The sequence below is a fragment of the Nocardioides sp. LHG3406-4 genome (assembly GCF_049897745.1).
Lineage (GTDB): Bacteria > Actinomycetota > Actinomycetes > Propionibacteriales > Nocardioidaceae > Nocardioides.
Window position 1 is genome coordinate 979,058 of sequence record NZ_JAFCWV010000001.1, and the last position, 14,352, is coordinate 993,409.

The 14,352-nt window shown below is 68.2% G+C and carries 11 protein-coding genes and 3 tRNA genes; 6 read left to right on the plus strand and 8 right to left on the minus strand.

Going from position 1 to position 14,352, the window contains the following annotated elements; genetic code table 11:
- Positions 1-6: 6 nt before the first annotated feature.
- Together ACP7BP_RS04780 and ACP7BP_RS04785 are read left to right on the plus strand one after the other, a co-directional pair.
- On the plus strand, positions 7-930 hold the full coding sequence (locus ACP7BP_RS04780; RefSeq protein WP_426242983.1) for a hypothetical protein: 924 nt from the start codon (positions 7-9) through the stop codon (positions 928-930).
- Complete coding sequence (locus tag ACP7BP_RS04785) at positions 927-2,288, plus strand: hypothetical protein (protein WP_426242985.1); 1,362 nt, start codon at positions 927-929, stop codon at positions 2,286-2,288. Before ACP7BP_RS04780 ends, ACP7BP_RS04785 begins: the two co-directional genes overlap by 4 nt.
- Positions 2,289-2,299: 11 nt before the next feature.
- Here ACP7BP_RS04785 and ACP7BP_RS04790 read toward each other — a convergent pair whose 3' ends face one another.
- From ACP7BP_RS04790 to ACP7BP_RS04805, 4 genes are all read right to left on the minus strand, one after another.
- Entirely contained in the window at positions 2,300-3,664 is a 1,365-nt protein-coding gene (locus ACP7BP_RS04790) for a vWA domain-containing protein (RefSeq protein ID WP_426242987.1), read from the minus strand.
- Positions 3,661-4,539, minus strand: a complete 879-nt coding sequence (locus ACP7BP_RS04795; RefSeq protein ID WP_426242989.1) for an AAA family ATPase — start codon at positions 4,537-4,539, stop codon at positions 3,661-3,663. Before ACP7BP_RS04795 ends, ACP7BP_RS04790 begins: the two co-directional genes overlap by 4 nt.
- A gap of 76 nt (positions 4,540-4,615) precedes the next feature.
- A tRNA-Ser gene (locus tag ACP7BP_RS04800) sits at positions 4,616-4,708 on the minus strand.
- Between the two features lie 53 nt (positions 4,709-4,761).
- The gene (locus tag ACP7BP_RS04805) at positions 4,762-5,208 is read right to left on the minus strand and encodes a hypothetical protein (RefSeq protein ID WP_426242990.1); all 447 of its coding nucleotides are present in this window, start codon (positions 5,206-5,208) and stop codon (positions 4,762-4,764) included.
- Between the two features lie 119 nt (positions 5,209-5,327).
- On the opposite strand from ACP7BP_RS04805, the gene ACP7BP_RS04810 reads away from it, so the two are divergent.
- The 3 genes from ACP7BP_RS04810 to ACP7BP_RS04820 all read left to right on the plus strand — a co-directional run bounded on the left by ACP7BP_RS04810 (position 5,328) and on the right by ACP7BP_RS04820 (position 6,162).
- Positions 5,328-5,714: a hypothetical protein gene (locus ACP7BP_RS04810; RefSeq protein ID WP_426242992.1), complete on the plus strand. Its 387-nt coding sequence runs from the start codon at positions 5,328-5,330 to the stop codon at positions 5,712-5,714.
- A gap of 49 nt (positions 5,715-5,763) precedes the next feature.
- A tRNA-Ser gene (locus ACP7BP_RS04815) sits at positions 5,764-5,852 on the plus strand.
- 187 nt (positions 5,853-6,039) lie between these two features.
- A complete protein-coding gene (locus tag ACP7BP_RS04820; RefSeq protein WP_426242993.1) occupies positions 6,040-6,162 on the plus strand; it encodes a hypothetical protein in 123 nt (40 codons plus the stop codon).
- A gap of 184 nt (positions 6,163-6,346) precedes the next feature.
- Here the strand turns inward: ACP7BP_RS04820 and ACP7BP_RS04825 are convergent, their stop codons facing one another.
- Both ACP7BP_RS04825 and ACP7BP_RS04830 read right to left on the minus strand, forming a co-directional pair.
- Positions 6,347-7,366, minus strand: a complete 1,020-nt coding sequence (locus ACP7BP_RS04825; protein ID WP_426242994.1) for a TrmB family transcriptional regulator — start codon at positions 7,364-7,366, stop codon at positions 6,347-6,349.
- Positions 7,367-7,486: 120 nt separating this feature from the next.
- Positions 7,487-9,331 carry a phosphoenolpyruvate carboxykinase (GTP) gene (locus ACP7BP_RS04830; RefSeq protein ID WP_426242996.1) on the minus strand — a complete coding sequence of 615 codons (1,845 nt, stop codon included), beginning with the start codon at positions 9,329-9,331 and terminating at the stop codon, positions 7,487-7,489.
- 371 nt (positions 9,332-9,702) lie between these two features.
- Here ACP7BP_RS04830 and ACP7BP_RS04835 point away from each other — a divergent pair.
- Positions 9,703-9,775 (plus strand) — tRNA-Arg (locus tag ACP7BP_RS04835).
- Between the two features lie 1,175 nt (positions 9,776-10,950).
- Here ACP7BP_RS04835 and ACP7BP_RS04840 read toward each other — a convergent pair.
- The gene (locus tag ACP7BP_RS04840; protein WP_426242997.1) at positions 10,951-12,534 is read right to left on the minus strand and encodes an ethanolamine ammonia-lyase reactivating factor EutA; all 1,584 of its coding nucleotides are present in this window, start codon (positions 12,532-12,534) and stop codon (positions 10,951-10,953) included.
- Positions 12,535-12,659: 125 nt separating this feature from the next.
- Positions 12,660-13,742: a cupin domain-containing protein gene (locus tag ACP7BP_RS04845; protein WP_426242999.1), complete on the minus strand. Its 1,083-nt coding sequence runs from the start codon at positions 13,740-13,742 to the stop codon at positions 12,660-12,662.
- Between the last annotated feature and the right edge of the window lie 610 nt (positions 13,743-14,352).

Genomic DNA, 14,352 nt, shown 5'->3' on the forward strand with positions numbered 1-14,352 from the left:
ATACCCATGGTGACCATCGACCTCACGACGCCGCCCCCGGCCCCGACGCACCTGCTCGACGGCCTGCCCCGTCGCGTCGCCCTGACGCTGCCCGAGCTGCGGCTGCTCGCCGACGAGGCCGGCGGCGCCCCCCTGCCCTTCGACCTCACCGACGTCGCCACCCCCAGCTCGCTCGACAACCGACTGGGCATGAGCGCCGGGTCCACCGAGGACACCGCGTACGCCGCCGCCGTGGCCGCGCTGCACGACCCTGCCGACTCCCTCGCCCGCCGCGGGATGATCACCGACCAGGGCATCGATCCCGGACTCGTCGGTGCCGTCGGCCTGCTGGCCACCCCCGAGCTGGCCCTCGAGATCGACATCGCCACCGCGGGCGGCCAGGTCAAGGCCTGGCACCGGATGGCGGGCGGCGCGGTCGCCACCCTCGCCACCGTCGACGGCATCGTCTTCGAGCTGGCGTGGTTCGGCGCGGACCAGTGGACCGGCGAGCTGGCCCGGGTCGCCGTCGTACCCGAGGACGCGCGGCTCTCGAAGTCGGCCGTCCCGGCCGCCGTGCTCATCCCGTTCCCGCTGGCCGACTCGGCCGGCGAGGCGCTGCGCTCGGGTCGTGCCGACCTCGTGCAGGTGCTCGTCTCGCAGCGCGCGGGTCACGTGACCTCCGACGGCAAGGGCCACTCCGACGCCGCGGCCACCACCATCGTCGGAGCCCTCCACAACGAGGCCCAGGGGCGGCTGCGCGTGCTCGCCGCCCGGATCAGCGCCGAGGGCACGACCTCGGTCGGCGTCGTGTCGTGGGTGCTGCTGGCCGACGGCTGGCACGCCCTGCTGCCGCACCAGGAGGGCGACGAGCCGTACGTCGAGGTCCGCCTGGTCGCCTCAGACGACCTGGCCGCGCAGCTCGCGCCCGTGCTCGCCGAGGTGATCGCATGAACGAGAACCTGCCCCCCAACGGGCCGAACGCCGCAGAGCAGGCGGGCGCCGCGGAAGCCGCGGCGGCCAGCCGGACCGACGCGTCGGTGAACGCCGACAAGTACCACCAGATGCTGGCTCTCGCCGAGCTCTTCGACGCCTCCGGCGAGGAGATGCGCGCCCGCGCGAGGCTCGGTGTCGAGGTGCTCGGCGACGAGGACGTCGCGTCGTCGGCGCCGCTGTCGCCCGCGACCTTCGCCGAGGCCGAGGAGGACATCCGTGCCGCCACCACCGGCAAGCACGGCCTGCTGACCCGCTCGGTCGAGCTGGACGCCGACGCCCTCGTGGTGCGGGCGACCGTGCTCACCTACCGCTGGATCGACGAGCTACAGGAGGCCGCCTACAAGACGCTCGGCTCCATCGCCGGTCGCGCCATCGGCTACCTCGCGCCCGAGGTCGCGCTCGGCGGCGCCATCGTGTCGGCCGGCCTGATCGAGACCGACGCACTCGACCGCGACGGCGTCGCGGCGTACCTCTCCGACCTGGCGGAGAACAACCCGGAGCTGATGGACCACATCTCCGGGGGCGGCGGCCTGCTCGACGGCCTCCAGATGCGCTCGCTGCTCACCGCCGGCGTGCTCACCGGCGACCAGGGCGCGATGGCAGCACGCGGCGGCATGCGGGCCATGGGCGTCCAGCCGTTCTCGTACGACGGCGGCTCGGCGCTGCGCGACGCAGCCGGCGGCCTCCTCGCCGAGGACGACGCCCCGGAGGCGGCCACCTCTGCGATCTCCGGCGACCGGCCGCGCACGATCGCCGACCTGATGACCACCCTCTCGACCGCCGACGCCGGCATCGTCGTGCAGGGCGTCGGCGCGGGCCGCTACATCGCCTACCTCCCCGGCCCCGGCGGCGCCGCCGGCACCAAGCTGCGGCTCGTCAGCGGCGATCACTCGGCGTACGCCCGCCAGGTCGTGCGCGCGATCGAGCGTGCGGTGGGTGACGACCAGGACGCCCGCGTCATGCTGGTCGGGTCGGCGCAGGGCGGCGCGACGGCGGCCGAGCTGGCAGCGTCGGCGACCTCCGACAGGTTCGTCATCGACCACGTGGTGACCGCCGGGGCGCCGTCGGCACAGGTGCCGGTCATCCCGAAGACCTGCCGCGTGCTGTCGCTCGAGGACCGCGCCGACCCCGTGGCACTGCTGGGCTCCCTGATCAACCAGAAGGTCGCCAACCGGCTGACCGTGGTCTTCGACGGGGCCGCGGCCGGCGGCGAGGGCGTGTACGTCGCGGGCGGGCGGGCGGCCGACGCGTCGTCGCACCCGGAGCTGCAGGCGGAGATCCAGCGGATCCGCGAGGGCGGGTACCTCGCGGGCTGAGCCCCACAGCCTCACACCAGGTCGTGCACGAACGCCGCGAGCTGGGTGAGGTTGCGGCACTCCACCATCGGCACGATCTCGGCGTAGGTCGGCGCCGCCGAGTCGCCCGTGCCCCAGTGGCGCGCGTGCTCGGGGTTCAGCCACCACGCGTGCCGCACGCTTCCGGCCAGCTCCCGCAGCACCGGCTCCGCGAGGTCGCTGTAGTTGGAGCGCGCGTCGCCGAGGATCAGCAGGGAGGTCTTCGGGCCCAGCGCGTCGGAGTGCTCCTCGGCGAAGAGGGCGAGCGCCCGGCCGTAGTCGGTGCGTCCCCACCGGGCCGCCTGCGCGGTGCTCGCGGCCAGGTCGGCCAGCACCCGACCGGGGTCGGCTCCCGGCCTCAGCTGCCCGGTCACCTCGTGCACCTGGTCGACGAAGGTGAACGCGCGCACCTTGCTGAACTGCTCCTGCAGCGCGAAGACGAGCAGCAGGGTGAACTGCGCGAAGTTGGCCACGGAGCCGCTCACGTCGCAGAGCACCACCAGCTCGGCCCGGTGGGGCCGGCGCGGTCTGTGGTGGGTGGTGACCGGAACTCCCCCGGTCGAGATGGACGCCCGGACCGTGCGCCGGAAGTCTAGCGGGCCGCGGCGCCGCGCGTGCCGCTCCTTGGTGAGCCGGGTCGCGAGCCGCCGGGCCAGCGGCAGGATCTCGCGGCGCATCGCGTCCAGCTCCGAGCGGCGGGCGGAGGTGAAGTCGATCGTCTCGACGGTCGGCCGCACGGCCACCTCGGCCATGTGGCGGGCGCCCTTCTCGGCGGCGATGCGGCGGCGGGCGTCGCCCTCGACGAGGCCGGTGAAGCGGCCCAGCCGCCGGCCGGCGCCGCGCTCCGCCTCCTGCTCCGTGAGCCCGCCGCGCACCAGCGCGTCGACCACCCGCTGCACCAGGTCACCGGGCGAGACCCGCTGGAGCGTCGTGTACGCCGACCAGCTGGAGAGGCCGGGACCGCGACCGCGCATGGCACCGAACCGTCCCACCGCCTCGGTCGCCAGGTCCTGAAGCGCCGACTCGTCGCCTGACTCCAGGGCTGACAGCAGCCGGTCGCGCATCCGCTCGAGCTCCTCCGGGCCGTCGCGCACCGGGCCCGCGACGCCGTCGGGCTCGTCCGTCGAGGAGTCGCCGACGAGCCGTGGGAAGTAGAGGTCGAAGATCGCGTCGAAGGCGGCGCGCTGCCCGACCCGCTTGACCATGGTGGCGGCGTAGCCCGTGCGGACCGTCTCCCGGTCGTCCCACGACAGCACTGCGACCGCCTCGATCGCGTCGAGCCCCTCTGCGAGCGACACCGGCACCCCGGCCGCCCGCAGCGCCTCGAGGAACCCGATGTGGGTGTCGAGGAGGGTCACGTCCGGCTGCGGCGGGCGAGCTTGAGCTCCTGCACCGCGCGCTCGTGGTCGGAGGCGTGCTTGAGCACCACGCCGAGGGTCTGCTCGACCGCGGCCTCGGTGAGGTCGTCGATCTCGAGCGCGATGAGGGTGCGCGCCCAGTCGACCGACTCGGCGATCGACGGTGCCTTCTTGAGCTCGAGGTCGCGCAGCCGGGCGACGGTGGCCACCAGCTGGGAGGCCACCTTGCCGGGCAGCCCGGGCACCTGGGAGACGACGATCTCGCGCTCGCGCTCGGCGTCGGGATAGCCCAGGTGCAGGTAGAGGCAGCGCCGCTTGACCGCCTCCGAGAGCTCGCGCGTGGCGTTGGAGGTCAGGACCACGAACGGGCGTCGTACCGCCGAGACGGTGCCGAGCTCGGGGATGGTGACCTGGAAGTCGCTGAGGACCTCCAGCAGCAGGCCTTCGACCTCGACGTCGGTCTTGTCGACCTCGTCGACGAGGAGCACCGTCGGCTCCTCGCGCCGGATCGCGGTGAGCAGCGGCCGGGTCAGCAGGAACTCGTCGGTGAAGATGTCGTCGTGGGTCTGCTCCCATGACGCATCGCTGGTCGCCTGGATACGGAGCAGCTGCTTGCGGTAGTTCCACTCGTAGAGCGCCCGCGCCTCGTCGAGGCCCTCGTAGCACTGGAGCCGCACCAGCCCGGCCCCGGTCGCGCGGGCCACCGCCTTGGCCAGCTCGGTCTTGCCCACCCCCGCCGGGCCCTCGACGAGCAGCGGCTTCTCGAGTGCACCCGCCAGGTAGGCCGTGGTCGCCGTCCCGGAGTCGGCGAGATAGCCCGCCTCGTGCAGCCGGGCAGCGGCGTCGGCGGGCGACGAGAACCAGGGGGACACCATGGGTGCACGCTACTGAGTCGCAGGCCCGTACACGGCGTTCGGCCCCGAGCCGGAGCCCGGGGCCGAACGTGGGAACTGGCGGAGGCGGCGGGATTTGAACCCGCGAGAGGGGGTAACCCTCAACCCGCTTAGCAGGCGGGCGCCATAAACCGGACTAGGCGACGCCTCCCCGACAGCGAGCACAGGCTACAAGGCCCGCGCGGCATTGGCCGAATCAGCCTCTCAGAGTGGTTTGAAGCCCTCGCCGCCACGCAGCCGAGCCTGTACGTCGCGGACGAACTGCTCGCGGTCGACATCCAGCGCCTCGACGGGAATCGTGCTGGTGGTGCCGTTGCGGAGCCGGAGCACGACACACGGCGAGCCGTGCGGGGTGGCCGTCACGGCGTCCTCGACATCCTTCCACCGCGCAGCCTGGACGCCGACGCCGCGGATGTGGCGCACCTGGTAGCCCTCGTCGGTGAAGCGCACCGCGAACTCCCGGCCGCGCAGCCGGCGCGCGGTCAGGGCGAGCACGAGGAGCACCAGCACCACCAGCACGAGCAGGACGATCGAGGGCAGGTCGAGGAACAGCGCGGTCATCGTGCCGGCCAGGACGAGCACGGCCAGGCCGACGAGGGTCAGGCCCATCAAGCGGGCGGCGAGTGCGGGAGCAAAGCGATAGTCGGACACCACAGACCTGATTGAACACACTCGGACGGACCGGGGCCAATCGGCTCTTGTCCAGCCTCCGCGGTGGGTCCACACTCAAACTCCTGTTCTGAACCTCGGCAGGAGACGCACGGATGCTGATGACCGGACCTGACACCACGGGCGCCGATGCCGGCGCCCTGTCGGTGCTGCACGATCTGCTGGCTTCTCGACCGCCCACCGAGCAGGGGCTCGGCGTCTGGCGCTGGCAGGTACGACGCCAGCTCGCGCCGTTGCGCGAGGTCATCGTGAGCCCGGCCGGGCCTACGGAGGACTGGCTGGCGGCGCGCCGCGGGGGCTGCCAGCGCGAGCGCACCGTGCTGGTGCGCCGACTGTCGGACCTCGGTCCGCGCGTCCTGCACGACGCCGACCTCGATCGGCTCTGCAGAGACCTCAGGCACCTGCTGGACGACGTACGCCATCACGAGCAGCGGTGCAACGATCTGGTCTACGACGAGGTGGAGCTGGAGTTGGGGGGTTCCGAGTAGCGCCCGACGGCCTTCTAGACTGCGGGTGGGTAACGGCCTGGCCGGACCTGGAGGGGTGCCGGAGTGGCCGATCGGAACCGCCTTGAAAGCGGTCGCTGGCAGAGATGTCAGCCGCGGGTTCGAATCCCGCCCCCTCTGCAGACACGCGAAATAGAGCCCAGGACCCATCCGAAGTGCGGGACGGTCCTGAGAAGTTACGCCCAAACTTCTGCAGGTCTATGCAATGCATAGAACTGCAAGGATGCATTGGGTGTCTGGGTGCCGGTTCGCCAGCAGAATGACTGGTCTGGGTCAACCTGGCCCCCTGACCAAAGGTGGAACCACAATGATCGCTCGTCGCATCGCGGTGGCCGTCGTCACCGCCACGCTGTCTCTCGGGATCGTCGCCTTCTCCGCTCCGGCTCAGGCCGCTGACACCACGTGGGGTCAGATGCGCGGCATCGAGTGACCCCATCCGGCCGCCGGTGAGCGGCCCACCGCTCGAGACCGGGATCAGGCGCACCCCCCGGCGCCAGTCCCACCAGGGTTCCCCAGCCCGTCTCGAGTGCACGAGGGCAGCGGGCTCAGGCCGCTGCCCTCGATGCCATTTCCGGGGCCGATCTCACATCTGGTGGCTACCGTCGGCAGAGGCCTCAGCCGTCGGACTCGGTCTCGGCGTCAGCCGGGGGCCTCTCGTTGCCGGAGACGCCGGTGCGGCCCATGGCGTACCCGAGCTGGAAGCGCGTCTGCGCCTCGAACTCCTCCTTGAGCTCGGCGACGTAGCCGGCGTACGTCCGGGGACTGACGCCCAGCCGCTTCGCGCTGGCCGGGTCCGCGTGCCCCTCGATCAGCATCCGGATCGTCATCGCCCGCTGCTCGGCCGCGATGCCGCGCATCATCGACGTCTCGCGGTTGGTGAACGGCCGGGCCCGCTCCCAGGAGCGCTCGAACATGTCGACGAGGTAGGCCACCAGGGAGGGCTCCCGGATCGCCAGCGCGACGGACAGGCTGTCGCGTCCGGGGATGATGGCGACCCGCCGGTCGATGACGATGAGGCGGTTGAAGAACTCGTCGAGGGTCCGCACCTCCGCGCCCCGCTCGGTGACCGAGGCGACGTACTTGTGGGTGATCGAGCTGCGGCGGGCAGAGTGCTGGTAGAGCGTGCGCATGGTCACGCCCCGCTCGAGCGCCGCGCCGTCACGCTCGATCGCCGCGGAGAGCTCCTGGAGGCCGCGACCGGTCTGCGGCTGCGCGGTGAGCAGCTCGGACTCGGCGTCGGCGACCAGGGAGGCGATGAACCGGTTGATGGCGTCGCCGCGCACCTCGGTGATCGGGCCCCGGTCGGAGGCCGGCGACTTGCGCCAGGTCAGGGCCAGCCCATTGAAGGCCTGGGCCCAGCCCGCCGACTCGGTCAGCAGCTCGGCGCCCTGCTGGCCCATCGGGGCGACCAGCAGCGACTGGACCGTCGCCGGGTCGACCGGCACGGAGCGTTTGCCCCCGTCGTCGTCCACCACCAGGCCGATCCGGCTCAGCAGGTCGTACGCCGCCCGATGTGGCCCGTGATCGGCGATCCTTGGGTCGTCGTGGTCGATGCCACCGGTCGTGACGATCTCGGCGTACAGCTCGCTGGCGACCGTCTCGAACAGCTCCCGGTCCTCGGGCGAGTACGACACCGCGAACCTCCTCTGACTGGCTCCGGGACCTGTCCCCCGTGAGCGGCCCGATCCTTCCACAATCGCGCAAGGGACCCCACCGGATCGGCGGGGTCCCTTGGACGCGTGTTGCAGGTCGGATCAGGCCTCGAGGCGCGCCTTCAGGCCGTCGAGCTCGGTCCAGAGAACTGCCGGCAGGTCGTCGCCGAACTTCTCGAACCACTCCTGGATCTGCGGGATCTCGGCCTTCCACTCCTCGACGTCGACGTCGAGCACCTGGCGCAGCGCGTCGTCGGTCATGTCGAGGCCGTCGACGTCGAGCGAGCCCGGGGCCGGCACGCGGCCGATCGGCGTCTCGACAGCTGCGGCCTGGCCCTCGATGCGCTCGATGACCCACTTGAGCACCCGGCTGTTCTCGCCGAAGCCCGGCCACAGGAAGCCGCCGTCGTCGTCGCGGCGGAACCAGTTGACGTAGAAGATCTTCGGCAGCTTGGCGGCGTCGTTGTCCTTGCCGATGGTGATCCAGTGGTCGAAGTAGTTGCCGGCGTTGTAGCCGATGAACGGCAGCATCGCCATCGGGTCGCGGCGTACGACGCCGACCTGGCCCACCGCGGCCGCGGTGGTCTCCGAGCTCAGCGTGGCGCCCATGAACGTGCCGTGCACCCAGTCGCGGGCCTCGGTCACCAACGGGATCGTGGTCTTGCGACGGCCACCGAAGAGGATCGCGTCGATCGGCACACCTCGCGGGTCGTCGTACTCCGGGGCGAGGATGGGGCACTGTTTGATGGGCGTGCAGTAGCGGCTGTTGGGGTGGCTCGAGAGCTCGTCGCTTTCGGGCGTCCAGGGCTCGCCCTTCCAGGAGGTCGCCCGGGCCGGGACGTTCTCCAGGCCCTCCCACCAGACGTCGCCGTTCTCGGTGAGCGCGACGTTGGTGAACACCGAGTTGCCGATGTTGATGGTGTCCATGGCGTGCGGGTTGGTGTGCTCGTTGGTGCCGGGAGCCACGCCGAAGAAGCCGTACTCGGGGTTGACGGCCCACAGGCGGCCGTCCTCGCCGATGCGCATCCACGCGATGTCGTCGCCGATCGACTCGACCTTCCAACCCGGGATGGTCGGCTTGAGCATCGCCAGGTTCGTCTTGCCGCAGGCGCTCGGGAACGCGGCGGCGATGTACTTGGTGACGCCGGCTGGGCTGGTGAGCTTGAGGATCAGCATGTGCTCGGCGAGCCAGCCCTCGTCGCGGGCCATCACGGAGGCGATGCGCAGGGCGTAGCACTTCTTGCCCAGCAGCGCGTTGCCGCCGTAGCCGGAGCCGTAGGACCAGATCATCCGCTCCTCGGGGAACTGGACGATGTACTTGGTGTCGTTGCAGGGCCACGCGACGTCGGCCTGGCCCTCGGCCAGCGGCATGCCGACGGAGTGGAGGGCGGGGACGAACGGAGCGTCGAGCTCCTCCATGCGACGCAGCACCGCGGTGCCCATCCGAGCCATGACCCGCATGCTGACCGTGACGTAGGCGGAGTCGGTGATCTCGACGCCGAACATCGGGCTGTCGGCCTCGAGGTGACCCATGACGAACGGGATGACGTACATCGTGCGTCCCTGCATGCACCCGGCGTAGAGGTCGCGCATGATCGACTTCATCTCATCGGGCGCCATCCAGTTGTTGGTGGGCCCGCAGTCCTTCTCGTCGACCGAGCAGATGTAGGTGCGGTCCTCGACGCGCGCCACGTCGGTCGGGTCGGAGGCCGCGTGGAAGGAGTTCGGCTTGATGTCGGGGTTCAGCCGGGTGAACGTGCCGGTGGCCTCGAGGGCGGCGGTGAGTCGCTCCCACTCCTCGTCGGAGCCGGTGCACCACTGGATGTCGGCGGGCTGGGTCAGCTCCGCGATCTCGGCGACCCAGTCGAGGATGCCTTGGTGGGTGGTGGGTTGGGGACCTGAGTCGGTCCCGGAGTTGGTCTGGGTGATGGTGCTGTCGGCAGTCATGCCTGGCATTTCCCTCTCGCGCATTCGCGGCGGTCGCCAACGCAACTGCGTTTGGCGCCACCGGCCGTCAAGCGTGTCGACGGTGGTCGTGGAGTGTGGTCGGCACCGCATCTGCTGCACGGTGCGCAATGTCTTTGTCAACGGACGTCGGCTTCGTTGCCGGCGCCCGGTCGTGCCCCCGAGCCACGACCTGCGGTGATGCTCGCTCGCGCGCGGGTTGGAGTGGAGGCTAACCGTTCTCCTGATCGGCACATATTGGACCGTTCCAAGCGTGGGCACGCAGCCACGCCGCGGGCCGGGCGGCGTACTGATTTCGTGGCCTCCGGAGGGGTCGGCTATCCTCGTCCAGTCCTCCGGCAACGAAGTGACGGGCGCCTGTAGCTCAACGGATAGAGCATCTGACTACGGATCAGAAGGTTTGGGGTTCGAATCCCTACAGGCGCGCAAGACCAGAACGGCCCCTGACCTGCGCAGACGCAGGGCAGGGGTCGTTCTGCTGCCCGGCCCGACGGGCTCGAGAGTCCCAAAAGCGGTCCCAGAGACTCCCCCGCCTGACCTGTCGACGGAGCAGTGCGCACTCGTGCCATGGACAGCAGCGGTCGACCGCCCCAGGGCGCCGGGTCATCTCCGGGCGGCGGGGTGCCGGCTCGGGTCGGATCACGGCCGAGCGCCCAGATCGGCTCTCGATCCATTCGTCCAGGCATGAGCGACTACATCGAGACCACCGATCCCATCTGTCCCGCCCCGACTGCTCCCCTCCAGCGCGCCGCGCGCGCCGAGCGCGCCGAGCGCGCCGAACAGGAAGCGTTCCTGCTAGGACTCCGCGTTCCAGGAGACACCTACGCAAGGCGAGAGCCAGGCAGCCCAGGGGCCACCTCCCTGGCCAGCGCGTCGTGGGGGCTGGGCGCCACGGTCACAGGGTCGCCCGTCGCACTCGAGCCCATGCGGAGCGCACGGACCGAAATAGTGGCCTCGTCCTGAATCCTGCGGAAGACTGAGTTCACGGCGTCGACCCCATCGACCAGTCCTACGTTTCGCGACCGGCGTGACACGTCCTGCTCACCAGCCAAACGTCCAGGGCGACGGCTGCCTCAGATTGTGCGCGCAATCGGGCGGTGTGTGTCCGCAGCGACTGGCCCGGGCGCTCTCCACGGTGCACACCGCCCAGGGCGCCGGTAACCACCCAGTCGAGGCTGATGGCTCGGCCACCCGTGGGATGGGGACAAGTGTCACCGTCTCCGCCCTCGTGAGGGTTGGTGCCGAACCGCCAGGTAAGACGCAATGGGTTCAACATCCGTCGACGGCCCCTCGCGTGGTTGGCATTCACCCTTGACTCGAGACGCAACCAGGTCGGGCCGTCCGTCGGCGACGGGGTAGATGTCCTGCGGGTAAATCTCGGGCCAGCCATCGCAGCGCTGGGCACATTTTGATCAGCACGTCTCACGTGCCGCGGGCCCCTACGCATCACGTCGTCTCCCCTGGCCATCACCGCGAGCCGCGCGGGTGTGCCTGGCGGTAGAGTTGCGTGTCCCCCGTCAACTCGCATCGTCGACCCCGCCGCCACCGAATCCGGTCACCACTCTGCGGGACGGTCCGTGCGGATCTCTCCCGTGGCCGCGTCAGGATTCGAACAGCATTGACTTCATGATCACCGGAATCAGTTGCGCAGCACCTACGGCGCTCCCGACGTCGACGAAATCGCACTGGTCAACGTCCACGGAATCGAAACACAAAATGGGAAGTGGAATGCCTATCTCCCCGTGAAGAATCGATCCAAGTGCGGCAGCGAGGTCAGAGTCGAGAAGAACAATGAGTGCGTCGACGGTCACGCCTGCGCGGAGTAGGTCGTTCATCGTAGACGCCAGGGCGTCGGCGAGCGCACGCAGCGGACGGTACCCGGGGTCCCCCCGCCAACGGATAGCAATCGCTAGCGCCCGGTCCCCGATAAGGTCTATTTGTTGGACTGCACGTTCGATCCCCCTGGCGATCTCGACACCCTGTTGAAGGCCTCCACATTCCACCGGGCCGACAACGGGAACATTCCGCAGGGGCAGCAGGTCATGCTGAGCGTGGACGGTTTTACCGCTGACCTGGACGGAGAACTGGCTGAGACCAACCGCTGTTGCGCGAATGCCTTGTCGAGGTTCCAGCATCGGCGCCTCAAACATCCCTGCGAGTGCAGCCGCGCGAAATTGGGTCCCCAAGGTGTTGCCGAGGTCATTGAAGCTTCTCTGCTCGCGGCCGTAGACGAACTCCGAGACGCCCCCAGAGAAGGTTACGAAGCGCGGCGGCGCAGCAAGCTCGAGAGGCTCAGTGAGCAGCAAAGCCTTGTCCCCGGAAGACGCAGCCCGTCCGGTTGCGAATCTCACTACCGCCGCCACCATCGCCTCGGCGATCGTCCGCTCCTGCTCGGCATCGAGGATTTCCCCCACCCGAAGATTCAGTCCGGCGCCTTCAGCGACACGACGTGCGCTATCTGCGAGCCGCACGATGTAGCGATCGTCATCAAGCAAGAGTGTTCGCGCCCCGACCGCCACCGCACACGTCGACTCAACCACACCGTCATTGATCACCGCGAGCTTGGTCGTGCCACCGCCGATGTCGACGTGAAGGATCGTGACCGAGGACTCGGCGGACATCTGCACGGACCCTGAGCCAGAGGCGGCCATGGCGGCCTCACGATGGTGACCGGCGAGTGCACAGATGAATTTTCCTGAATCATCAGCGAACTCCGCGGAGATTGCCCGTGAGTTCGCCCGGGCCAGAGCGTCTCCGGTCAGAATGACGACCCCGGTATCGAGAGAATCCTCATCAACACGAGCTTCGATATAGCAGTCGTCAACGAACCGACGCAGCCGCCCTGCATCAATGAGTCCGTCAGTCGCATAGGGGGTAAGCAATACGTCAGATCTCCACGTCGATTTGCGATCCACTACGACGTACCTACTTGAGAAGCTCTGCGCCAGCCGCCGCAAATGCACCTCACCGAACATGAGATGAGACGTGGTCGATCCGATGTCTATGCCAATTGTACGCAATACCAAGTTGTCATGCGCATGTGCCGTCTCTCCCTCAAAAGGGCCGTGCACATGCGGGATTCCGCTGCGGTGTAGCAACTCGTGTTCATCGTCCAGTTCATCGTTCGGCTGGCTGTGGACGTGATCGAGGCTCGTTCCGGAGAGAGAACTGGAGTCGAAGGTCAAAGAACCTCACCCATTTCTGTATTTGGTTCACATCTCAGTTCCGGGATAACGACAAAATACTCAGGCGCGCTCCAAGACGGAAATGAAGCGACACCATCAAGCGCGCGAGCCTCAATCACTCATGATCAGTCGACACGAGGATGATAGTTGTCCATGTCGGGGGTCAACCTGCTCTGCGCGAGCTCGGAGGAGAACATCGCATGAACGCGCGGATCCTGATCCTCGTACCGGATCATGTTGCCACCATCGGCAATGGTCTTGTTGGAACTCGTCATCATGTCCCGCTGAGGACCACTAAATGGGAATCGATAACTACCGAATGCTGTAGCCAAGTAGCGAATCGGCTTTGCTCCGGTATTGAAGTGCTGATGAAACATTTGGTCCTGAGGTGCTAGAACCACCCCATGCCGCCAGTTTACCCGACGAAAGTCCTCATCACCCTCGAACCACATCAGCGAATAGCCTGGGCCGTCGATAGGAAAGACATGGAAGTCTGGGCCGTGGCGGTGCGCACGCTTGTATCGGCGAATCGGAATCTCCGAAACATGGGCATGGATCGTGCCGTTAGCAAGCGCGAACCCGATGTTGCTTCCGCCGGCGCCCCGGGACTCCAAAGGACGGAGCTCACCGAAAGTGGTTAGGTCCGGCACGAAGTTCGTCTCCCAGATGTTTCGATGATAATCGATTTCGGAGAGATGCCTTCCTTCGCCCTGCATGTAGCGCGCTTCACTGAAGCGGTCACGAAAATTGTAGTCGATACCATAAACAAACTCTGGGTCTCGAAACGTATTCATCGCCAGGGGGAGACTGACCGTCGAAACGAGTCGCGCCGGCGCCGTCCCACTTAGGTTGTGATGCTGAAACTCTGCATTAAGAGGAATCGCGAAAAGTGCCTGCGGGCCCCACTCGAAGGAGTGACGACCTCCATCTGGGTCCGTAATCGTCGTACTCCCGCGGCCCGAAAGGACGTACACTACCTCCTCGTAGAGGTGGCGCATGGGCTCGCTGCTGCTGCCTGGCGCAAATTCCTGTACGGCGAGACTCACGTACTCGCTGGCTCCTAGATGCACGATGCCGGCGCGACAGCCGAGTCGGCTCCATGGGGCCAAGTCGACCTCGAATAGATCGACCGAAAAGTCTTCGGTTACTGGTAGCTTCTCCGCCTCGAGAAACTCCTTGTAGGGGTCGCGCAGGATATTGGGATCCACCCAATAGCTCCTTCCAGGCTTGTGTTCTGTCTGGGTGGCAGGCACCGGACCGCACCCCCGATGGTGCCGATCACTGCTGCCGTTGCAGTTGTGGCTCACACGTTTACCTGCAAGATGCCCTGGGTCAAGGGTCGAATCACCGTGGTCCGCCCTATGTGCCATTCACTGGGATGAATTTGCGACAGGCCCTCTCGCCGGCGCTGAGCTCACGCGCTTCTCGCAACAGGCTGTCGGCCGAGCTCGGCCGGTGGGCGATGCGCGCGCTACGTGTGGATCCCCTGTGGGTGCCCTCGGGCTTGGTCCGGTCGCCCGAATGTCAACCGCTGGGTAAGCCGTGAAACTCCCACCGCCGAGGCTCCCGTCTGTTGCACGCAGCTCTAGTTTGCAGCGCGTCGGCGACCCAAGCGAGCCGCTGAGTCGGAGGCCGACCTGCGACACTGTTGGGTGGCGCCTCGGCACGCTGTATCGCCGGCGGCACCGACACCCCGATAGGACGGCGAAGGAGGGTGGGGCACGCCGAGCGGATCCATGGGCCAAGACACGTAGGAAATTGACCTAGATCCTCAGGGGCGGTCCGATTGCCCTCTGGCACGGATACTCCGGGTCTGAG

Excerpts from the sequence above, each read along its gene's own strand:
- ACP7BP_RS04780 (WP_426242983.1), top strand. The coding sequence starts at position 7 with ATGGTGACCATCGACCTCACGACGCCGCCCCCGGCCCCGACGCACCTG.
- ACP7BP_RS04785 (WP_426242985.1), top strand. The coding sequence starts at position 927 with ATGAACGAGAACCTGCCCCCCAACGGGCCGAACGCCGCAGAGCAGGCG.
- ACP7BP_RS04795 (WP_426242989.1), bottom strand. The coding sequence starts at position 4,539 with ATGGTGTCCCCCTGGTTCTCGTCGCCCGCCGACGCCGCTGCCCGGCTG.
- ACP7BP_RS04810 (WP_426242992.1), top strand. The coding sequence starts at position 5,328 with ATGACCGGACCTGACACCACGGGCGCCGATGCCGGCGCCCTGTCGGTG.
- ACP7BP_RS04820 (WP_426242993.1), top strand. The coding sequence starts at position 6,040 with ATGATCGCTCGTCGCATCGCGGTGGCCGTCGTCACCGCCACGCTGTCT.
- ACP7BP_RS04830 (WP_426242996.1), bottom strand. The coding sequence starts at position 9,331 with ATGACTGCCGACAGCACCATCACCCAGACCAACTCCGGGACCGACTCA.